General features: G+C 40.3%; 16 protein-coding genes. 14 read left to right on the forward strand and 2 right to left on the reverse strand.

Annotation, left to right across the window (positions count from 1 at the left end; all coding sequences use genetic code 11):
* Positions 1–484: 484 nt before the first annotated feature.
* From IJ535_RS04245 to IJ535_RS04290, 10 genes are all read left to right on the forward strand, one after another.
* The gene (locus tag IJ535_RS04245) at positions 485–2,743 is read left to right on the forward strand and encodes a glycoside hydrolase family 31 protein (RefSeq protein ID WP_294299234.1); all 2,259 of its coding nucleotides are present in this window, start codon (positions 485–487) and stop codon (positions 2,741–2,743) included.
* Between the two features lie 75 nt (positions 2,744–2,818).
* Positions 2,819–3,826 (forward strand): LacI family DNA-binding transcriptional regulator, encoded by a 1,008-nt coding sequence (locus IJ535_RS04250; protein WP_294299238.1) that lies wholly within the window; start codon positions 2,819–2,821, stop codon positions 3,824–3,826.
* Positions 3,827–4,328: 502 nt separating this feature from the next.
* The gene (locus IJ535_RS04255) at positions 4,329–5,591 is read left to right on the forward strand and encodes an extracellular solute-binding protein (protein WP_294299242.1); all 1,263 of its coding nucleotides are present in this window, start codon (positions 4,329–4,331) and stop codon (positions 5,589–5,591) included.
* A 6-nt stretch (positions 5,592–5,597) separates the two neighbouring features.
* Complete coding sequence (locus IJ535_RS04260) at positions 5,598–6,917, forward strand: carbohydrate ABC transporter permease (protein ID WP_294299244.1); 1,320 nt, start codon at positions 5,598–5,600, stop codon at positions 6,915–6,917.
* On the forward strand, positions 6,917–8,179 hold the full coding sequence (locus IJ535_RS04265) for a sugar ABC transporter permease (RefSeq protein ID WP_294299248.1): 1,263 nt from the start codon (positions 6,917–6,919) through the stop codon (positions 8,177–8,179). Before IJ535_RS04260 ends, IJ535_RS04265 begins: the two co-directional genes overlap by 1 nt.
* Positions 8,180–8,198: 19 nt before the next feature.
* On the forward strand, positions 8,199–9,929 hold the full coding sequence (locus IJ535_RS04270; RefSeq protein WP_294299249.1) for an alpha amylase N-terminal ig-like domain-containing protein: 1,731 nt from the start codon (positions 8,199–8,201) through the stop codon (positions 9,927–9,929).
* Positions 9,930–10,105: 176 nt separating this feature from the next.
* Complete coding sequence (locus IJ535_RS04275) at positions 10,106–14,041, forward strand: starch-binding protein (protein WP_294299251.1); 3,936 nt, start codon at positions 10,106–10,108, stop codon at positions 14,039–14,041.
* Positions 14,042–14,231: 190 nt separating this feature from the next.
* The gene (locus IJ535_RS04280) at positions 14,232–14,888 is read left to right on the forward strand and encodes an HAD family hydrolase (protein WP_294299254.1); all 657 of its coding nucleotides are present in this window, start codon (positions 14,232–14,234) and stop codon (positions 14,886–14,888) included.
* Positions 14,889–15,065: 177 nt separating this feature from the next.
* Complete coding sequence (locus IJ535_RS04285) at positions 15,066–16,160, forward strand: FIST signal transduction protein (RefSeq protein ID WP_294299256.1); 1,095 nt, start codon at positions 15,066–15,068, stop codon at positions 16,158–16,160.
* Positions 16,161–16,177: 17 nt separating this feature from the next.
* Positions 16,178–17,137 (forward strand): methyl-accepting chemotaxis protein, encoded by a 960-nt coding sequence (locus tag IJ535_RS04290; RefSeq protein ID WP_294299259.1) that lies wholly within the window; start codon positions 16,178–16,180, stop codon positions 17,135–17,137.
* Positions 17,138–17,181: 44 nt separating this feature from the next.
* On the opposite strand, the gene IJ535_RS04295 is transcribed toward IJ535_RS04290, so the two are convergent.
* The gene (locus IJ535_RS04295) at positions 17,182–18,264 is read right to left on the reverse strand and encodes a PTS transporter subunit IIC (protein ID WP_294299262.1); all 1,083 of its coding nucleotides are present in this window, start codon (positions 18,262–18,264) and stop codon (positions 17,182–17,184) included.
* A gap of 89 nt (positions 18,265–18,353) precedes the next feature.
* On the opposite strand from IJ535_RS04295, the gene IJ535_RS04300 reads away from it, so the two are divergent.
* The 3 genes from IJ535_RS04300 to IJ535_RS04310 are packed head-to-tail and all read left to right on the forward strand — an operon-like array spanning position 18,354 to position 20,386.
* Positions 18,354–19,025, forward strand: coding sequence for a histidine phosphatase family protein (locus tag IJ535_RS04300; protein WP_294299264.1), 672 nt, complete (start codon positions 18,354–18,356; stop codon positions 19,023–19,025).
* Positions 19,026–19,060: 35 nt separating this feature from the next.
* The gene (locus tag IJ535_RS04305; protein WP_294292270.1) at positions 19,061–19,237 is read left to right on the forward strand and encodes a DUF4250 domain-containing protein; all 177 of its coding nucleotides are present in this window, start codon (positions 19,061–19,063) and stop codon (positions 19,235–19,237) included.
* 9 nt (positions 19,238–19,246) lie between these two features.
* A complete protein-coding gene (locus IJ535_RS04310; protein WP_294299268.1) occupies positions 19,247–20,386 on the forward strand; it encodes a CapA family protein in 1,140 nt (379 codons plus the stop codon).
* A gap of 62 nt (positions 20,387–20,448) precedes the next feature.
* On the opposite strand, the gene fliB is transcribed toward IJ535_RS04310, so the two are convergent.
* Positions 20,449–21,501 carry a flagellin lysine-N-methylase gene (fliB, locus tag IJ535_RS04315; protein ID WP_294299270.1) on the reverse strand — a complete coding sequence of 351 codons (1,053 nt, stop codon included), beginning with the start codon at positions 21,499–21,501 and terminating at the stop codon, positions 20,449–20,451.
* A gap of 234 nt (positions 21,502–21,735) precedes the next feature.
* On the opposite strand from fliB, the gene IJ535_RS04320 reads away from it, so the two are divergent.
* The coding region (locus IJ535_RS04320) for a phosphate acyltransferase (RefSeq protein ID WP_294299273.1) at positions 21,736–22,309 on the forward strand (574 nt) is incomplete at its 3' end.

Consider the following 22,309-nt stretch of genomic DNA (forward strand, 5'->3'; position numbering starts at 1 on the left):
GCCCATATGAAAACATTCAAAAACTGCTTTAAGATTCTACTAGGCTCATTCCAAAATCATGCAATTAATACTAATATTGCCGCCACTGCTATTTCTTTAGTCTGAGGGTGTCTGCGAGATACATACAGTGCCGACAGAATTGTCAAACCTTGAAAGAACACGTGTAATAAGGGATGCGAGTGTGGCATTTAGAAAATCAGTAATTCTTCGACTGTGCCATTAGCAAGACATACAGGGTGAGCATTTGGCGGGCACATTGCACTGCTAGTAGAGGCTGACCCTGTGCAGTATGTTGCGTAGACTCACTGCTAAATCCACGTACTCAGTTTATGCAGACCTGTGAATGGTGGTTTTGGGGGCTTGCAAAATTTTGAGAAATATATTAGTATTCTTTTGGGTTTTAGGTCATCGCTATCGTAGATAGTGGTGACCTTTTTATGTTTAGGTTTGACGCTCATTAATTTATAGAAATGAGGTCAGAGATATGACAATAGGAAACAGATATAGGATTACAATTCTTACTAGCAGATTAATCAGAATGGAATATCAGAAAAACGGTATTTTTGTGGATGAAGCTACACAAGCCGTGGTCAACAGGAATTTCCCATTGGTAGAGTATTCAACACTTCATGAAAAAGGCAGATTGATAATAGAGACAGATGATTTAATCTTTTCCTATGATGGAGAAGAATTTTCTCCGGAAGGGCTTTCAATTGAAGTGAAGGCTACAGGTAAGGTATGGCATTACAGCGTGGTTTATGGCAATTCAGATAGAAACTTGTATGGCACAGCAAGAACCTTAGATGGGGCAGATGGTGGCATTATGCTTGAGCCTGGTATATTTGGTGAGAATGGATATGCAGTAATTGACGACAGTAACAGTGCAATCTTAGATGATGGTGGAGAATATGTATCAAGAAGAGGAGAGGGAATAGATATCTATTTCTTTGGCTATGGTACAGATTTTGCAGGAGGCCTAAGGGACTTTTATCATTTGTGTGGACAGGTTCCTATGATTCCAAGATATGCTCTGGGTAACTGGTGGAGCAGATACTATAGATATTCGGAAAAAAGCTACAATGAAATGCTTGATAAGATGGCAAAGGAGAATATTCCTTTGTCGGTGGCTGTTATAGATATGGATTGGCATATAACTGATGTGGATCCAAAGTATGGTACAGGATGGACAGGATACACTTGGGATAAAGAGCTATTCCCTGATTACAAGAGATTTTTGAAGAATCTAAAAGATAGAGGGCTTGCTACCACATTAAATTTGCATCCTGCCGATGGCATCAGGGCTTTTGAGGCGCAGTATGAAGCTATGGCCAAGGAAATGGATTTTAATACCAGGGAAGAAAAGGCAATAGAGTTTGATTTTGCAGATAAAAAATTCAGGAATGCATATTTTAAATGTGTAATGAATCCATACGAGGATGATGGAGTGGATTTTTGGTGGATTGATTGGCAGCAGGGCACTAAAAAGGGTGGCAGCGATATTGATCCATTATTCCTGCTTAATCATTATCATTATGAGGATAGAAAAAGAAATAACAATCGACCAATGATTTTCTCAAGATATGCAGGTGTGGGAAGCCATAGGTATCCTTTGGGATTTTCGGGAGATACTTTAGCTACATGGAAGAGTCTGGATTTTCAGCCTTACTTTACAGCTACAGCCTCTAATATTGGCTATGGCTGGTGGAGCCATGATATTGGTGGACACATGTTAGGTGATAAGAATGAGGAGCGACTTATTAGATGGATTCAGTATGGTGTGTTCTCGCCAATAATGCGTCTTCACTCTAGCTGTAGTGAATTCTTTAATAAGGAACCATGGAATGTGGCAAGCCCATACAGGCAGATTATGGGAAGATATCTAAGGCTTCGCCATCAGCTGATTCCATACACTTATACCATGAGCTATGAGGCGCATATAAACGGTGAGCCATTGATTCAACCTATGTATTACAAGCTTTCTGATGATAAGCAGGCATATAAGCACAAGAATGAATATTTCTTTGGAGACAGCTTACTGGTTGGCGCTATTACAAAGGAAACCAGCAAGTCCCTTAGAATGTCACACATAAATATGCTTATTCCAGAGGGCAGATGGTACGACATCTTTAATGGCCGTGTATACGGAAAGGGTGTTAAAAATCTATATCGTAATGTGGATAATATTCCTGTTTTACTTAAGGCAGGTGGAATTGTGCCACTATCCCTAGAGGAAGGCAATGGCGTGGATAATCCAACAAAGCTTAGACTGCTTGTTGGCGCTGGTGCAGATGGTGAGTTTAACATGTACGAGGATGATGGCAGGTCCTTGGATTATGAAATGGGAAAATTTGCTATCACTAAGCTTGAAACTAAGTTTGATTCAGATAGAAATATGACTACAGTAACAATCAATGGCGCCACAGGTGACCTTAATCAGATACCAAAGGAAAGAGAGTACGAAATAGTTTTGTATGGTGTGAATGGTGGCAAAGTAACTGTGTCTGCACCTGTAGTTTCAAGTAAGGATGGCTATACAGTAGAGATTGAAGGTGCACTTACAGCGGAAAATGATTACAAACAGGCTGCTTTTGAAATATTAGAAAATGCCTGGATTGAGATTGCGCAAAAGGAAAGAATCTATGCCCTTATAAAAGCTTCGGGCTCAAAGAAGGAATGTGAAGAGCTAATACTAAAAGAGGATATTGATGTAGAACTTAAAGATGCGTTAATGGAACTATTTTAATTGACAGAAAAGTCTAAAATGCCTATAGTTATAAGTGGTTAAACGCTTTAGCAAATATTAACCTAGGAGAGCATAATGAATTTAAAAGACATCGCAAAGCTTGCAGGGGTTAGCACAGCCACTGTATCTAATGTATTGAATGGAAATACCAGTAAGGTATCTGAGACCACTAAGGAACGCATAGAAAAAATCATAAAGGAAGTGGACTATAAGCCTAATGCTATGGCCCGCTCCCTTGCCAAAAAAGAAAGCAAAATGATAGGTCTGGTAGTGCCATATATTGGACCAGACGAGGATTTCTTTATGAATCCATATTATGCAAGAATGGTAGCAGCCATAGAGCGCTTCGTAAGAAGTAAGGAATACTACCTGATGCTTAGGTGCGTACCTGATTGTAGGCAGGTAATACCACAGTTGTCTTCATGGAATGTGGATGGTGTATTTTTCTTAGGAGTAGTGGAGCCTGATGTTAAGGAAATCATCAGCGCCCTTGATGCACCAGTGGTATTCCTGGACACCTATACCAAGGAAAAGAACATAGTAAATGTAGGCTTAGACGACTATAAAGGCGGCTACCTTTCTGCCAGATACTTAATAGGCAAAGGACACAAGCGTATCGCCTTAGCCTGCCCTGATTATAAAGGAACAGGGGTTGTTAGAGAACGATACTTAGGCTTTAAAAAGGCATGTGAAGAAGCTAAGATTGAATTTACAGAAGATGACATCTACAGGACTGACACTGTGTACAAAGGTGCAATCTCAGTTGGAAACGACATAGCACTTTCCGGCAAAGGCTACACAGCTGTTGCCACTATGTCTGATATTGTAGCCTTCGGAATCATCGAGGGCATAAAGCAGTGCGGATTTAGCGTACCAGATGATATATCCGTCATCGGATTTGATAACCTTGCAGAAGGGGAGTACGTTTATCCAAAGCTTACCACCATATCCCAGGACATCAACGAAAAGGCAAATGCAGCAGGACGGGGCATGTTTGAAATCCTAGAGGGCAACAAGGGTTATACTGCGGATATCCACCTTCCAGTGCAAATCATCGAACGTCAAACCGTAAGACAGTTGTAAGTTACTGCAGCAAGGGGACATACAATGTTTTGGAGAGCATTTGCAATTGGGGAGATATGTAGTTATTGCATTTGCTTTGGAATGAGCTTACAAAAATAAAAGCAGGTTTTGAAATATATAGGCATGGGCCGCTAGGACGGCGGCCCAAGTGCGTAAGCAACAGGACGTTGCATCGAGCACGGTGCCTATATATTCAAAACCTGCTTTTTAATTTTTGTTAGCGAATGTAATAGCAAAGGGAATAACTACATATCTCCCCGATTGCAAATGCATAGAAGAATAGCATGTCCCCTTGCACCCCGGTTTTTGTATAAATCTTCCAAAATTTTTACCTTGGTCTTATGGATTACGGCGAAATGAAAATTGGTACTTGACGATTTGAGGGGTGGAAACTATACTTCTAGTTAAGCGATTAACCTAAATTAAACCCAAAAGAAAAACCTTGCTATGATTGGCAAGGAAGTTAAACGCACAACTTTAAAGTAACGGAGGGAAAAGAAGGATGAAGTTGAAGAAATTTACAGCATTGATGCTTGGGGCAATGATGCTGGCAGGCGCATTTGTAGGATGTGGTTCTGCAAAGGAGGAGAGTGCTGGTGCTAAGGACCAGGCAGCTACAGAAGAAACTCAGGATGTAACACTTAAGATTTGGGTGCCTGAGGAAGAGGTAGAAATCACAGATGCAATGGTAAAGAAGTTTGATGAGCTTCATGATGAGTTTAACATCACATACGAAATTGCAGTTGTAGGTATTGATGAAGCTCCAGCTAATCTTGAGACAGATGCTGATACAGCAGCAGATATTTTCTATACACCATCAGGCGGTGTAGCAGATCTTGCTAATAAGGGATTGCTTCTTCCAATCGTAAAGGACTTCGAGACAATTCAGGATGAGCTTCCAGAGTCAGCTCTTAATGCTGTAACTGTTGATGATATTACTTATGCAGTTCCATTCTCACCTAATACATTCTTTATGTATTACAACAAGGACCTTTATACAGAGGATGAGGTAAAGAGCCTCGATACAATGATGGCAAAGGACCTTGGTGAGGGTAAGTATAACTTTGGTTCTAAGATGACAGATTCATGGTATACAGAAATGTATTTCCTTGGAAATGATGGAACATTATTTGGTGAGGATGGCCAGGACCCAACAGACTGCTCATTTAATGATGCAAACGGTCTTGCTGCTGGTGAGTACTTAATCGACCTTGCTCACAATCCTAAGTATATCGAGGATATCGATGGTGTTGCAGGTAGTGAGTTTAAGAATGGTAACTGTGGTGCTGTAACATCTGGTGCATGGTCAGCTCCAGAATTTAGAGAGGCACTTGGGGATAGCCTTGGTGCTGTAGCACTTCCAACAGCTACTATTGGTGGCAAGGAAGTTCAGCTTTCTAACTTTGTTGATTTCAAGACAATCACAGTTAAGTCTAATACACAGTATCCACTTGCTGCACAGCAGCTTGCAGTATACATGGGTAACGCAGAAAGCTGTCTTACAAGATATCAAGAGCAGGGTGATATTCCAGTGCTTGAGTCACTTGCATCAAGTGAAGAAATCCAGGCAGATTTTGTTGCAGTAGCTCTTAATGCACAGGCAGCTAAGGCAACTAATCAGCCAAGTATTCCTAAGATGGGTGATTACTGGGATCCAATGAAAGCCCTTGGTGAAGGAATCTACTACGGTGATGTTACAAAGGCAAATCTTCAGGAGCAGCTTGATGCACTTGTAGACAGTATTACAGGTACATTAACAGAGTAATAAATTATGAATAAAAATATTTTTTCAAAACTATCTTATGTTGTCTGCGGAGCGGCTAACGCCGCCTGCGGGCAAATTTTAAAGGGACTTATTTTCCTTGGTATAGAAATATCATATATCGTATTTATGATAGTTTCTGGTTTCGAAAGGCTAAAAGGATTGGCCACCCTTGGTGATAATGTACAGGGGATGGCATTTAATGAAGAGCTTGGTATTTACGAAATGTCTGCCGGTGACAACTCAATGCTTATATTGTTGTCAGGCGTAGTTACAGTAGTAATTACTATAGCATTTATTTTGTTTTGGTTGTTTTCTATTTCATCTGGAAAGGCAGCTATGAGGCGTGCCAGTGAAGGCAAGCATAACAATAGCTTTATTGAAGATGTTAGAAGCTTAGCTAATAAGAATATCAGATTCTTGTTCTTAAGTGTTCCAGTAGTTGGACTTGGTGTGTTTACAGTAATGCCACTTATCTATATGATTCTCATGGCATTTACTAATTACGATTCTAATCATCAGCCACCGGGAAATCTTTTTGATTGGGTAGGTATTAAGAATTTTATCACCTTGCTTTCTACCAGTGATAGATTATCATCCACCTTCTGGCCAGTGCTTGGATGGACACTTATCTGGGGCTTTGCCGCTACATTTTCTTGCTATTTTGGCGGAATGTTCCTTGCCATGATTATCAATTCAAAGGGAATAGAATTTAAGAAGGTTTGGCGTACAATCTTTGTACTTACAATGGCAATCCCTGCATTCATTTCTCTTAGAGTAGTGGCAACAATGCTTGGTGAAAAAGGAATCTTCAATGTACTGTTGCAGCAGTGGGGCTTTACTAATTCGGCCTTGCCATTTTTATCAAATGCCACATGGGCAAGATTTTCAGTAATCATAGTAAACTTCTGGATTGGTGTTCCTGTAACAATGCTTATGGTTAGTGGAATTCTTATGAATATTCCAGGAGAGCTGTACGAATCAGCAAAGATTGATGGGGCAAGCCCATTTATGATGTTTAGAAAGATTACATTCCCATATATGTGGTTTGTAACAACACCTTATTTGATTTCTAACCTTATTGGTAACTTTAATAACTTTAATACAATCTATTTCCTTACAGCAGGAGAGCCATTGACTCTTAATTACTACAAGGGTGCAGGTAAGACAGATTTGCTTGTTACATGGCTTTATAAGTTGACAAAGGATAGTAACGATTACAACCTTGCTGCTACCATCGGTATCATCATATTTGTAATCTCAGCTATATTTACATTAGTTTCTTTCTCCAGATCTAATGCACTTAAAAACGAGGAGGGATTTAGCTAATGAACAGAACAGTAATAGGATTAAATCTTAAGTATTTTATCCATTCTATCGTAGGCTCAGTGCTTATGCTTTTAGGGTTGATTTTGCCTTATGCTAGTATTAATGATGGCAAGCTAAATCTTTTCGCAATAGCATCTAAGCTTGCAGGGGTTAATGAAAAATCTGGTTTAACATTATTTATGTATTTAACTATCGTATTTACGATATTATCATTTGCATTTTGCGTAGCAAATATTATTAAGACAACAAAGCTTTCATTTAAAATTTGGCAGGTAGTGCAGGCTTTAGCCACAGCCTTCTGGACATTTCTTTTATTCACTTCAAAAATGATTCTTGAAGGTGGAAATCTTGCAAAGGGATTTTTGAATAAGGATTTATCCATTGGATTTTGGGTTGGACTTATTTTCTCATACGTGGCACTTGTTTTCATTATGAGAGTAACACAGACAAACAGAGGATATATTGCACTTACAATTATGAGTGTTATTTGGGTATTTCCAATTCTTTGGATTGTGCTTACTGCTCTTCGTGCAGAGCCAGGTTATTACGTAGGATACTTCTTCCCAAAGCATTTGACACTTGATAATTTTGCAAAGCTTTTTGCAAAGGATTCAGTTATTCCATTTGCAAAATGGTGGCTTAACACATTTATTGTTGCAATGTGCGCATGTGTCATTAACACACTGATTATTCTTGCAACATCTTATATCCTAAGCCGTACCAGATTTGCAGGAAGAAAGATGTTTATGAACATCCTTATGATTATTGGTTTGTTCCCAGGCTTCATGTCACTTATTGCTGTGTATAACATTCTTAAGGGGCTTGGAATCAATCAGTCGCTGTTTGCTCTTATTGTAGTAGGAGCTGCAGGCGCTGCCATGGGATACCATGTAAGTAAGGGATTCTTTGATACAATTCCAAGGGCTATTGATGAGGCTGCCATTATTGATGGAGCATCAAGACTACAGATATTTACTCATATCACATTGCCACTTGCAAAGTCTATCGTAGTTTATCAGGCCCTTGGTGCATTCCTTGCAGCATGGAGCGATTACATCTTCCCAAGTATGTTGTTTGGAGATAAGCAAAGCTCATACACAGTAGCAGTAGGTTTGTATTGGCTTACAGACTTTAGACGAATCGATGCCTACTACACACAGTTTGCTGCTGGTGCAGTAATAGTAGCTATTCCTATAGTTATTCTTTTTGTATGGTTACAGAGATTCTATGTAGAAGGATTATCTGGATCAGTAAAAGGCTAGTTTTTCAGGCAGGTATAATATGGATTTATTTACAAAGAGTATTTATTCAGATGGAACCAAAAACTATGTGGACAAGCCAATTCCAAAGCTTAATGATAACGTCAACATAGGGTTATCAATGCTTGATGATGATGTTTCATCAGTGTTTCTTCTTAGGATAAGAAATGGTGCTGAGGAATATCACGAAATGAAGCCTATTGGTAATCGTGGCAAGCTTGCTTATTATCAGGTTTCTATAGACATTAACGAGCCAGTTCTTTCATATCATTTTGTAGTGGTAAGAAAGAATGTAATCTATTATTACACACAGGCTGGCGTTACCACCTATGTGCCTGATAATGCTGACAATTTCGTGATTCTTGCTGATTTCATACAGCCTGCATGGGTTGAGGGAGCAGTGTTTTATCAGATTTTCCCACATGCATGGGGCAATCTGTATAAGGTGATAGAGCATATCCCTTATTTAAAGGATTTAGGAGTTACTGCCATTTATTTGAATCCTATTTTTAATGCACCTTCAAATCACAAGTATGACTGTAGCGATTATTTTCATGTAGATGAGGAATTCGGCGGGGATAAAGCCTTGGAGGAATTATCAAAAGCATTGCATGCAAATGATATGCAGCTAATCCTTGATATATCCATTAATCACACTGGAATTACTCATAACTGGGTGAAGGAAAAAAGGCATTTCTATTTTGAAAATGATGATCACTCTCTTATGGGATGGTGTGGGGTAGAGACTCTGCCGGTTCTTGATTATAGGAATGAAGAGCTTAGGGATTTAATCTATAGAGCACCAGATTCTGTCCTAAGAAAATGGTTAAAGCCACCTTATTCCATTGATGGCTGGCGTTTTGATGTGGCAGATGTTTTTGCCAAAAAGGATAATGTGCAGCTAAGCGATGAGCTTTGGAAAGAGGTATGTAATGCTATTAGAGAAGAAAAGCCTGATGCATTTATTATAGGTGAGCACTGGGCTGATTGTACCAAATATCTCCAGGGGGATTTGTGGAACACACCAATGAACTACTATGGATTTGGTAGAATCCTAAGGCAGTTTACAGGATTGCCAGAGCTGTTTGTTTCAAGAAATGAAACACTTGCCAAGGTGCCTTACAAAATGACAGCAGAGGATGTTGTGGCAAGAACTATTGAGCATTACAGCAAGTTCCCACAGGTTATTGCAGATGCCCAGATGAATCTGGTGGACAGTCATGATGTTCCAAGAATTCATAATTACGAAGGATACTCCTTTGAAAAAGTGAAGGCTGTGGTGATTTCGCAGCTACTTTGGACAGGAATACCTTGTGTTTATTATGGTGATGAGCTTGGTATAGATGGCTACACATATCATGATTCGGGCTTTAGGTATGAAATGCCTTGGAATCTTGTAACTGATGATAATCAGTATTTGCAGCTATATAAAAAGGCTATTTCTCTAAGAAGGAACAAGGATGCTTTTTCAAAGGGCAGCAGGCTTGTTTTATATGCTAAAGATTATGTTTTTGCAGTGGCAAGGTTTTTTAAGGATGAGGTGTATATAGGAGTTGTATCTATGGAAGAAAATGCTAAGACGATAAAGCTTCCTATTTCACTTGTTGGAGCAATAGAACCTAGTGAAAATATAGATGTATTTGGCAGGTCCTTTGAGGGAAGCATGAATGCTTCTAATGAATATGAGCTTACCATAGAACCTGAAAGTGGGCTGTTAATCAAATTTAGTTGCGCACAGTTGCGCAGCAGATAAATAGCGGCTTTCATGAAGATGACAAAAAAATGCTAGAGTTTTTTGTTGACTCTGGTATTTTTTTGCCCTATATTTTAGATATTGATTGATAAATAATCAATAAATAAAAGGTGCGCAACTAATTGCGCTAAGTTAATTTCAACCAGGCTTCTGTCCTGGCAAATGGGAGGTTAAAAATGAAGAAAATGAGTGAGTGGGCAAAGCGCATAGCTTCTGCCGGACTTAGTCTCGCACTTCTCTTAGGTTCGGGAAACCTAGGATTAGCCGCGGCTAATGTAAAGGATTTAAACACAGTTCATGCGGCTTCTGCAGTCAGCAGACAGTCAATCCATGATGGAACAATTCTACATGCATTTGCATGGAATTTTAACACAATTAAAGAAAATATTCCTGATATTGCAGCAGCAGGCTATACTGCAGTTCAAACATCACCTATTAATGAGTGCTTGTCTACAGAGCCAGGTCTTACACTTTTTAGCGATACAGGAAAATGGTACTATCACTATCAGCCTACAGATTGGGTGATTGGCAATTACCAGCTTGGTACAAGAGACGAGTTCAAGGCAATGTGTGACGAGGCTGATAAATACGGAATTGGTATTATCGTAGATATCGACCCTAACCACACAACACCTGTATTTGATCAGCTTGGTGATGGACTGCTTAATGCAGTTGGTGGCAAGGACAATCTCTATCATATCAACGGTGCAGATACATCTAGAAATATGAATTACTCAGACCGTGTATCTACAACCTATGACCCAATGGGAGGCCTTCCTGATGTTGATACAGAAAGTGATGCTTTCCAACAGTATTTCTACGAGTTCTTACAGGACTGTATTGCTTGTGGTGCTGATGGATTCAGAATCGATACTGCAAAGCATATAGCACTTCCTGATGATGGAGTTCCAGCAGAGTATGCAGGACAGGAGGATAGAAATGATTTCTATCCAAACATGAAGAGCTACATAGATGAGTATGCATCTAAGGATTATGCAGATTTGTTTGTGTACGGCGAGGTACTTCAGGGAGACACAGCCCGCCTTGCAGCTTACCAGGATATGCTCGGTGGAACAACAGCCAGTGATTACGGCGGTACAATCAGAACTGCAATTTCAAGTGGCAGCCTTGCAGCATCAAAGCTTGAAAGCTACAAGATTTCTGATGATGTAACAAATGGTGTTACTTACCCTGCTGATTCTGACAAGCTTGTTACATGGGTAGAGTCACATGATAACTACATTAATGACAAGTCATATAACGTAGTTGATGATACAGATGTTATCCTTGCATGGTCAATTATCACAGCAAGAGAGGATGGCACACCACTGTTCTTTAGCCGCCCAATGGGAAGCTCAAAGGACAATGTATGGGGTGACAACATCTTAGGTGCAGCAGGTAGTGATATCTACAAGGACCCACAGGTAGTGGCTGTTAACAAATTTAGAACAGCTATGGTTGGCGAACCGGAGACACTTAGAAATGCCAATGGTAACAATTCACTTCTTATGATTGAAAGAGGTAACAAGGGTGTTGTTATTGTTAATGCCAGCGAATCTGATATGGATATCGATACAGAAACTGGTATTTTAGATGGTACATACATTGATTCAGTTGAAGGCAGCGATGCATTATTCAACGTAAAGGATGGAGTAATAACAGGAACTATCAAAGCAAAGTCAGCAGTTGTACTTGATAAGATTGCTGACGGAGACTATTCCACGCTATTCTTCTTCAACTCAAGACAGTGGTCAGATGTTAAAGCCGTTGTTGATAATAACACTTATAATGGTCGCAATACTGGTGATGGCTGGTGGTCTGTTACTATACCATCGAAGGAATTCGAAGTAGAGTTTACAGATGGAACAGACAAATCAGATAAGTTTACAATCACATCTACATCAGGAAGATATATGACAGGTGTGGATGGAAGAATATTTGCAACAAAGCAGGAGGCTGAGGATGCGGTAGGCATCATTACAAAATCAGTTTATTTCTTCAATACAGTGGGCTGGTCAACAGTTTACGCATACGCTTGGACAGATTCCACACAGTATTTTGGTGGTTGGCCAGGCATGTCTGCTAAGAATGAAGGCGGATACTGGTGGCGAGCTGATGTTAAGATGATGAGTGACACACCTTTCAATATCATCTTTAACAACAATAACGGTTCGCAGACTGTAGATGTGAATATGTCAGATGCATCTAAGAACTATGTAGTATTAAGCAATAATCAGCCAGGTGGAAACCTTGCTGTAGAGCAGTATTCATCAAAGCAGGAGGCAATGGATGCCATTGGTATCTATAGCGATAAGACTACTGTATATTTCTATAATACAAGAGGCTGGCAGCAGGTTGGTGCATACACCTGGGGAGATGTTCAGGTTGGCGAATGGCCAGGAACTCTTGCAGAGTATGAAGGCGACAACTGGTGGAAGGTTACACTTAATGCTGCACCATCTGCAGATTTAAATATTATCTTTAATGATTATGGTGTAGGTTCACAGACAGGTAACCTTGTTGTTGACAGCGTTGCCAACAGATATTTCTGGGGCGATAACAAATATGCCTCAAAGGCTGCAGCTGAGCAGGCTGCATATGACTTCGAACATGCAGAAGGTGAAGACCTTGAGCAGAAGGATGGTCACGCGCTTGTTTATTATTACAACGAGTCATATTGGAACGATGTTTATGTATATGCATGGGGCGGCAATTACAACAATTGCATCGGTGATTGGCCTGGCACAAAGATGTCAAAGGTAGATGGCAATTGGTATGCTGCAAATGTACCTACAGAGGCATTAAATAATACAGAATTACACCTTATTTTCAACAATGGAAATGGCACACAGAACCCTGATAATGTTGTAACTGATACTTCAAAGCTATACTTTACAACAAGCAGCTTAGATGGCTTTGCATCAAAGCAGGATGTAGAAGATTATTTAGGTGTGGTTAAACCATCAGAGCCAGAAGAACCAACAGAGCCAACAAAGCCTGAGACAAAGCCTGTTGATGAAGAACCAGAAGTAGCTGATGGTTACACAAGACTTTACACAAAGGTTGATTCATCTAATACAGATGATGTGTACATGTATGCATGGCTTAAAAAGGATGATGGTTCATCGGCAGGCGACCCATTTGGAGCATGGCCAGGTAAGAAGATGATACATATCGGAAATGGATGGCATGCAGTAGATATCGAAAACAAATATCTTACAGGATTTGCAGAGGTTGAAGTGGAAGATATTGTTGAGGATGCTACAAAAGAAGAAAAAGCTGATGAAGTAGCAGATGAAACAGTTACTACTGATGCGGTTGAGACTACAGAAGAAAATGTAGGTGAGATTACAGAAGAAAATAACCAAGACATTATAGAGGACACTGTAGAAGATATTACTGACACAGAGGAGTCAAAGGACATTATTTCTACCATCACAAATGTGTTAGATGTAATCACAAGTGCATTTAAGCCGATGATTGCAAATGCTAAGGAGATGGTAACAGTTCCTGTTCAGATTCAGTATATTGTTCATAATAATAATGGCAGCCAGGATGATGCTCCTGTTGTTACAACAGTTCGTCCTAGTGATGAGGAGCTTGGTAAGGTGGCAGAGTCTGAAACACCATCTACTCCAGAAAATCCAAGCACTACACCAACAGTGACACCATCACAGCCTAGCGGTTCCGGCTCTACACCTTCAGCTAGCCCATCACAGGCCACTGTAGCTCCAAAGCCAGCTGTAACAGTAGCAGAACCACAGGTACCACTTGCAGGCACAGTAAAATCTGCAGATACAACTACAAAGAAGACTTCTAAATCTACAAAGAAGACTGTAGCTGAGGATAAAGAGGTGGCTACAGAGGAGACTTCAGAAGATACTACAGAAGATACTGTAGAGGATACTTCAGAGGATACTTCAGAGGCAGCTGGCGATAAGACAGTTGAGGAATCTTCTTCCGAGGATGAAGCTCCTGTAGAAATCGCAGAAGAGGAAGCGCCAAAGGCTGCTGAGAATTCTACATTCCCAGTAGCACCAGTTGCAGTAGCGGTTGTTGTAATCGTTGCAGCAGTAGGCGCAGGATTATTTATTAAGCGTAAACGATTCTAACTATAATAGATTTAACCCGAAAAGATCACTTTCGCTATCAATATTAGGTGGCGAAGGTGGTCTTTTTTAGTTATGAAAGAACTTGTTAAGTTTTTAGCCCTCATATTATGCTTAAAACAACCGAGCCACTTGTCTGAGACAGCTGTAAATGATAAAGTCATAACGTAAATACTAAAAGAGGATGCAAAAAATGGAAAAGAAAAACATTAAAGCTGTTCTATTTGATATGGACGGCACACTTACAGATACAGAAAAATACTATCAGGAGGCTTGGCCTAAAACCCTTGCTCATTTTGGCTACGAAATGACTAAGGAACAGCCCTTAGAGCTTCGTTCCTTGGGGCGTCCATTTGCTGTGGAAAAGTTTAAGGAATGGTATGGGGATGATTTCGATTATTGGGCTGTCAGGGAATATCGCAAGGCTATGGTGGAGGATATACTTCGTAAATACGGTATCCCACTTAAGCCTGGTGCTAAAGAAACTCTAAAATGGCTAAGGGACAATGGAGTATTTATTTCACTTGTTACTGCCAATGACAGGGAAAGAGCAGACAGATATCTTAAAAAGATTGGTTTATTTGAATATTTTAACGCAGTAGTGTGTGCAGATATGGTTGAAAGAGGAAAGCCCGCACCTGATATCTATGCCTATGCCTGTAAGACACTTGGCATTGCACCTCAGGAGACCTATGCAGTGGAGGATTCACCTAATGGCTGCATGAGTGCATATCAGGCTGGATGCAATGTAATTATGATTCCTGATTTGACAGAGCCAGATGAAGAGCTTAAGAAGGTATTATATGCAAGATTAGACTGCCTGCTTGATATATGTGATTTGTTTAAGTAATTTTAGTACTTCCCCTTAAAATCTGACAATTAGATGAAATATATGTGAAAAACCGTCATTAAACAGTTAAATGTGGTAAATTTCAGTATATAGACTTCTCATTGGCAACTTTGTGTTTTGTCATCACGAAGGCCAGCAAGAAGTAAAAATGTCACGGATTTTGGGGAAGGAGTTAACATGCAAATTTCTATTGGAACATCTACAAAGGCTGATTGTAATGGGGCTGTTGCAGAGGCAACTGCTAAGGTTAGTAATCCTAATTTGTTAATATTACTCTGTTCTTACGAGCATTTAAAAGATGCATCTAAGATTATTTCGGAAAAATATAAGGGCGTACCGCTTATTGGTACAAGCACAACTTCATATTTTGAATCTGAATCATCGGACAAGAGAATGATAGTTCTTTGCTTCGGAAGCGATGTTGCTGCTGAGGTTGGAATTATCAGAAAGCTTTCATCTGCTCCTATTGCAGATATTGCAGCTATGGAGGAGAAGGTGTCTAAGATTCAGGCAGGGGATAGCAATACAGTGTGCTTAGAATTCTGCACTAATGATGAAGAGCGCCTTGTTACCACAATGAATGTTGCTCTTGAGCGAGCAAAGATCCCTGTTGTAGGTGGAACAATCTTTGGCTATCCAGCTGGTGCTACAGGATACGCCATGCTAAACGGTGAGCTTTACCCAGATGCATGCTGCTATGCATTGATTAAGAATAAATCCGGCAAGATAAGAACCTATTCAGAAAATATCTTTGGACCTATGGAATGTGGCAAGACACATATTGCAACAAAGGTTAATCTTGCTAATAAGGAGCTTATTTCATTGGATGGCCGTCCAGCAGCAGATGTTTACTGCGAGGATGCAGGGGTTAGCCGTTCAGAGCTGGTTGATAATGTGCTTGTAAGCCCACTTGGCCGTGTAATCGGTGATGAAATATTTATCAGTAGTCCTTATGCTATTGGCAACAATGGTTCATTAATCAATTATAAGAAGATTAACGAGAACGACACAATTCAGGTACTTGAACTAAAGGATTATGAGGAAATAGGAAACGATACAAGAAGAGCAATTAAAGATGAAAATGGTAAGATTTCATTTATCTTCTCAGTGAATTGTATCTATAGGCACTTGCTATTTAATCAGCGCAATTATATGACGGATTTCCTAACAGCTATGAAATCAGTGGGACCACATGTAGGAATCGTTGGTGGTGGAGAGCAGTATAAGAAACAACATGTAAATCAGACAATGGTTTGCGCTGTATTTGAATAAGATTGCAGGAGGTCAGTATGGGACTTTTTAGTAGAAAAAACAAAGTAGAGACACCAGTAGAGGTGCAAAATATGCCTGAGAAAAAGGCTAATATCAAGGATAGAATGAAGGCTATCAAGGAAGTAGGCAGATTTTCTATCGAGCAGAAGGATAAGCTGCAGCAGGAGGAGGCTAATACCATTCGTGGTATCGAAACTATCAGAGATTCTTTTTCTGTGGTAGAGAATAAATACGGAAGTATCTCTGAATCGGTAGCTAATTTCCAAAATGAGTTTAAGACAATCGAAGAAATAACTCAGGCCTTTGATGAAATCGTTAAGAAGCTGGTTCAGACTGCTGATGATTCACACAATGGAATGGAGAACGTAGATAGAAGCTCTGGTGCAGTGTCAGATACCATTGCAGAGGTTGAAAAGGTGTTTGAAGCCTTCCAGGCAAGCTTTGATGAAATCAGAGAGAAGGTAGAGCTTATCGGTGGCTTTGCAAAGCAAACAAATCTGCTTGCACTTAATGCATCTATTGAGGCTGCCCGTGCTGGTGAGGCAGGACGAGGATTTGCCGTTGTTGCAGATGAGGTTACCAATCTATCTACAGAAATTCAAAGCGTAGTAACATCAATCTTTGAGAGTATGCAGGCTCTTGATGAAAACAATAACCGCTTGGTTGAATCAGTAGACCATACGAAAGAGGCAATCGAAAAATCCCATGATAAGGTTGTGGAGACCCAGGAGGTTGTAGGTCAGATAAAAACTGTTGCCGATGAGGTTACAGACCAAAGTATTCAAATGGCAGGAGTGTTTAAAAACTGCGAGAGCTCAATTAACAGTATTTCTGATAATATCGAGGATTCCAGAAGTTATTTTGATACCGTTTCAAATGACATCGAGGATATTAAAGTTAAGATTACCAAAAAAGGCTTTATGTTTGAGGATATGAATAATGTCCTAGAGCAAATTGACCCATTAACAAATCTATAAAAAAGAAAGCCGATTAGTTACTGATGACTAATCGGCTTTATTATTTAGTCTAACTTCATATCTCCATTTTTTACCCAACCAAGCTTTACAGCTACCATATTGAATAGTGGACAAAGAACTGCTGGAAGGATAAAGCAAATAAGGATAAGGCCTATCCAGTCTGTGGCAGTTATTGCAGCTTTGTTACCGGCAGCAATGTCATTTACCCAGCCAGTGTACACACCAATCTGTCCTACAAGTCCGCAGGTTCCCATGCCTGATGAAACAGCAGCACCGTTCATTTCCATCTTAAATATGCAGGTGGCAATAGGACCTGTTATTGCTGAGCATAGTATTGGTGAAATCCAGATTCGAGGATTCTTGATAATGTTTGGCATTTGAAGCATTGAAGTTCCAATGCCCTGTGAAACCAGGCCGCCCCATTTATTTTCCTTAAAGCTCATTACTGCAAAGCCCACCATCTGTGCGCAACAGCCTGCTACAGCAGCACCTCCTGCAAGGCCTGTAAGGGAAAGGGCTGCGCAAATTGCAGCAGATGAAATAGGAAGAGTAAGTGCGATTCCTACAATAACTGAAACAAGGATACCCATGATAAATGGCTGCTTTGTTGTAGCCCACATAATAAGTGTACCAACAGAGCTTGCAGCTTTTCCAAGAGCTGGAGCCCACCAGGCTGATAGTGCAATACCTACACCGATAGTTACAAGTGGTGTTATTAGAATATCAATCTTTGTTTCCTTAGATACAGCCTTGCCTATTTCAGCAGAAATAATGGCTACAAAAAGTACCGCAAGTGGACCACCTGCGCCACCAAGAGCATTAGAGGCAAACCCCACTGTGATAAGTGAAAACAGCACAAGTGGTGGTGCCTGTAGTGCATAGCCAATGGCAACAGCCATAGCAGGACCACTCATTGCAGTGGCAAGACCGCCAACTGTGTAATCGACACCTGCCACAGTGGCAACAGGTACTGTGAGAAATCCTATTCCAAACTGTGTACCAATTGTATTAATGATTGTGCCAATCAGCAGGGAACAAAAAAGTCCCTGTGCCATAGCACCAAGAGCATCGATGAGATATCTCTTAACTGAAATCTCTATGTTTTTTCTTTTTAAAAACTCTTTCATAAATCTTCTCCTTTAATAGTTAGTAACAGTTGTATTATAATTGATTTAATCGCGGGTAAAAAGATATTTTATAAAAAGAGGTAATAGATTTGAGAATATTACTAGTTCGTCACGGACAGACAGATTTGAATGTACAAAAAAGATTGCAGGGAAGCTCTGAGATTCCACTTAATGCAAGGGGCAGACAACAGGCAAGCCTTACCCATGAATATGTGGTAGAAAATGGTCTGCTTCCTACTAAGGTGATATCAAGTCCACTTGGTAGGGCAATAGAAACAGGCTGCATTATTGCAGGTATTGATATTAGCAGATTTAAGGAGAAGGAAATAACAAGAGATTATATGCCAGATTCCATTGAGATTGATAATGATTTAATTGAGATGTCCTTTGGAATCTATGAGAAAAGAAACATGGATAAAGAAAATCCTAAGTTCTTATATGAGTGCTTTGACAGGCCAGACGGCTACAATCCACCAAAGGATGGGGAATGCTATGATGAGGTAGTGGCAAGAGCCGGCAATGTGGTGGAAAGGCTTAGGAAAAGAATAAATGCAGGGGAGTTTTCTAATGATGATATCATCATGCTGGTAAGCCATGGAGCTCTAAGTCACGGCATGTTTGAATATATCAAAAAGACTCCACGCGAAAAGTATTGGGATGTGGATTTTAACAACTGCGCCATAGCAGAATTGTTTATATCTGCAGATGGAAATGGCGACGATTATAAATTTATTTCAGATGGATTTGAGAAGAATTGGTAGAATTTGTTCTGGGATAAGCTAAAGCAGGAGGTAATATGAATTTTCCAAAGGATCCAGTGATGCTTTTATCTGTTGTAAACACTGCACTTCGTGATTACTACAGCAGCTTTGAGGCATTGGTTGAAGATAATGAGGTAGATGGTGATGAAATCATAGCTAAGCTTGCAATGATTGATTATCACTATGACCCTGAAAAAAACAAGTTTAGGTAGAGGAGGATTATGAAGAAATTTTTTAAGGTATTGATTAATACGGTACTGGTGCTGGTGCTTGTATGTACATTGGGATGGTATTTTGTTGGGGACGAAATGTTTGGAAAAGTTATTGCTGATGTGGTAGCTTCTGACAATGAGACGAAATCAACTGATAGTGCTGTAGTACAAGAGGAGGTTCCAGCTGAGACACCTGTAGAGGAGCCTGTGGACGAACCCCAAAGTACCACCACTAATATTGTATTTACAGGTGATGTAGAAATCAGTGAATATGTTCAGGCTGCCTATAATGCCAAAGGTATAGACGGCGTTGCATCAGCCGATGTGCAATCACTTCTTAAGGATGCTACTTTTACTATGATTAACAACGAATTCTGCTTTTCCGAAAGAGGGCAGAAGGCGCCTGATAAGCAGTATACATTTAGGGTGAATCCAAGCTATGTAAGTATTTTAGGGGATTTGGGCGTAGATATTGCAGGTCTTGCTAACAATCATGTGCTTGATTTTGGTCACGATGCCCTTACAGATACCTTCACCACCTTAGAGGGTGCAGGCATTGATTATACTGGTGCAGGAAATAGCTTAGAGGACGCCAGCAAGCTGATTGTTAAGACTGATGATATGGGTCGCACCTACGGTTTCCTTGCTGCCAGCCATGTTATTCCTGTTGGAAGCTGGAATGTACTTAATTCTCAGCCGGGAGAATTTTGTTTTTACGACGAGACAGATTTGTTAAATGCTATTACAGCAGCCCGTTCACAGGTGGATTATCTATTCGTTATGGTTCACTGGGGCGTGGAACACACTACAGAGCTTACTGACTATCAGACAAACGACGGTCATAAGATGATAGATGCCGGCGCAGACGCAGTCATTGGAATGCACAGCCACTGCCTACAACCAGTGGAATATTACAACGGCAAGCCTATTTTTTACAGCCTTGGCAACTTCATCTTTAATCAGTCCATCAAATCAGGTGGTGGCGGAGCGGTACAGTTTAGTGTTGATGAAAACGGCGCCGTAACCTACCGCATCATTCCTATCACCGCCTCAGGCGCCTGCACATCAGTTGATGCAGCTGGCTACAGCTACGTAGAGAGCATATCAAGCAATGTTGCTGTTGATGATGGTGTAATTAGCCCCCAATAAAATAGCCTTCCCCCTCTGGAGGGGCTCAAGAGGTCCAGTGGACCTCTGCTCTGAGCCGACCGTTATAATTCACTCTCAAAATATTCTATCAGCCTATTCACATTCAAATCTGAGTGCTCTACTTCTCTTGAGTATAGGTAGATGGTTTCGGCTAGGTTTGTATTTGGGTGGGCAATGTCAAGCATCATCAGCCAGCGGGTGCTCTGAACTGCAATCATGGTGCGGGCGTAGATTTGACCATCGTAGACTGCGCCACAGAAGTAGGTATAAAGCAGGCATTCTAGAATCTTTTCAAATAGGAATTCTTTTTCAGCTGCTGGATACATGGTAGCCTTCCAAGTGGTGAAGCTTTCTTTATGGGCAATCCAAAAAGCTTTGGCTTCTTTAATAGAATCTCGCCATGATTCCTCTAAAACTTCCATTTCGATTAGGGCATCAAATCCCTTGATGCAATTATCTAAAGATAGCATAGCGCTGGTACCTGTAGTTTCAAAGGTGTCATCAGCGGTTACATCATCCATCTCAAAAATATCGCCCTCATCATAAAGCTCCTGCAATTCTAAGGCCATGCAGGCAATAATATTCATTCGCTCCTGCAGAGGCAGTTCATTTTCGGATGCCAGCTGGAGCATTTTATCCCTGGCATATTCCAGCTTATCGTAAAGCATGAAGTCAAAATCATCAAACTCATCTGGATTATCTTCAATATCATCCTCAGTCTCTGATATCGTAAATACGAATTCAGGTTCCATAATCATTCGCGTAACTTCAGGGCAGGAAAGGGAAAGTGAATATTCCCTAATATCCTGGAATTCCTCAATGTGTCTTGGGAACATCCTGCAGGTATTGCAAAGATAATCCTCTCCAAGTGTAGACTGCAAATCGCAAAGCCCATTATCGTTAAGCATTGCACATCTGGTGGCATTTTGCTTGAAACACTGCTCACTGTAATCTACGCCAGCCTTCAGCTTATCAGAAAAATTCCCGCAAGTATTCGTGTATTTATTAACGCTGTCCTCATCAATCACAATCTGCCAGCCAATGCAGCAGCTCTTAGGACATTTATCAGCTATGCACTTAAACTCATCGTATCCCGTTTGTTTTCTATAAAGCATAATAACCTCTTCAATCTATTTTCTAGAAGGCATTATAACACGAATTTTGGGTGTGTAATAATTGACAAATAATTAACAAAAAAATACAAAAAAGTACAAAATAAGAAACATTTTAAAATACCACCCATTTTTCACAAAAAAGTAGTACACTAGCAATTGGTTTTGAAAAACTAACACCTTGGTTTTACTTAAGGTTAAAATATTTATTTAAAGAAAGAAAAGAGGAAATTAAAAATGGCAGGATTTGGAGCATTAATTGACATCCTAAAGAAGGATCCTAAGAAAATCGTATTTACAGAGGGTACAGATCACAGAATTATCGAGGCTTCTAGCCGTTTACTTGGTTCTGATTTCTTACAGCCAATTCTTATTGGTAAGGAAGAGGAAGTAAAGGCAGCAGCTGAGGATGCTGGTTTTAACATTCGTGGTGCAGTTATTATTGATCCAGATAACTACGATAGATTTGATGAGATGTGCGAGCTTTTCTGCGAGCTTAGAAAGTCTAAGGGCGTTACTATGGAGCAGGCTGCTGCTACATGTAAGCAGGCTAACTATTTTGGTACAATGCTTGTAAAGATGGGCGTTGCTGATGCACTTCTTGGTGGTGCTACATACTCAACAGCTGATACAGTTCGTCCAGCACTTCAGATCATTAAGACAAAGCCAGAGAACACAATCGTTTCTTCATGCTTTATCCTTGTTCGCCCTTCAGCAACAGGCGAAAATGAAGTTATCGCAATGGCTGACTGTGGAATCAATATCAATCCTAACGAGGATGAGCTCGTAGAGATCTGTGGCGAGACAGTTA

Origin of the sequence: Pseudobutyrivibrio sp. (assembly GCF_017471675.1) — a bacterium.
Lineage (GTDB): Bacteria > Bacillota > Clostridia > Lachnospirales > Lachnospiraceae > Pseudobutyrivibrio.

Coding starts and splice junctions, on each gene's coding strand:
- IJ535_RS04245 (WP_294299234.1), top strand. CDS start 485: ATGACAATAGGAAACAGATATAGGATTACAATTCTTACTAGCAGATTA.
- IJ535_RS04250 (WP_294299238.1), top strand. CDS start 2,819: ATGAATTTAAAAGACATCGCAAAGCTTGCAGGGGTTAGCACAGCCACT.
- IJ535_RS04255 (WP_294299242.1), top strand. CDS start 4,329: ATGAAGTTGAAGAAATTTACAGCATTGATGCTTGGGGCAATGATGCTG.
- IJ535_RS04260 (WP_294299244.1), top strand. CDS start 5,598: ATGAATAAAAATATTTTTTCAAAACTATCTTATGTTGTCTGCGGAGCG.
- IJ535_RS04265 (WP_294299248.1), top strand. CDS start 6,917: ATGAACAGAACAGTAATAGGATTAAATCTTAAGTATTTTATCCATTCT.
- IJ535_RS04270 (WP_294299249.1), top strand. CDS start 8,199: ATGGATTTATTTACAAAGAGTATTTATTCAGATGGAACCAAAAACTAT.
- IJ535_RS04275 (WP_294299251.1), top strand. CDS start 10,106: ATGAAGAAAATGAGTGAGTGGGCAAAGCGCATAGCTTCTGCCGGACTT.
- IJ535_RS04280 (WP_294299254.1), top strand. CDS start 14,232: ATGGAAAAGAAAAACATTAAAGCTGTTCTATTTGATATGGACGGCACA.
- IJ535_RS04285 (WP_294299256.1), top strand. CDS start 15,066: ATGCAAATTTCTATTGGAACATCTACAAAGGCTGATTGTAATGGGGCT.
- IJ535_RS04290 (WP_294299259.1), top strand. CDS start 16,178: ATGGGACTTTTTAGTAGAAAAAACAAAGTAGAGACACCAGTAGAGGTG.
- IJ535_RS04295 (WP_294299262.1), bottom strand. CDS start 18,264: ATGAAAGAGTTTTTAAAAAGAAAAAACATAGAGATTTCAGTTAAGAGA.
- IJ535_RS04305 (WP_294292270.1), top strand. CDS start 19,061: ATGAATTTTCCAAAGGATCCAGTGATGCTTTTATCTGTTGTAAACACT.
- IJ535_RS04310 (WP_294299268.1), top strand. CDS start 19,247: ATGAAGAAATTTTTTAAGGTATTGATTAATACGGTACTGGTGCTGGTG.
- fliB (WP_294299270.1), bottom strand. CDS start 21,501: ATGCTTTATAGAAAACAAACGGGATACGATGAGTTTAAGTGCATAGCT.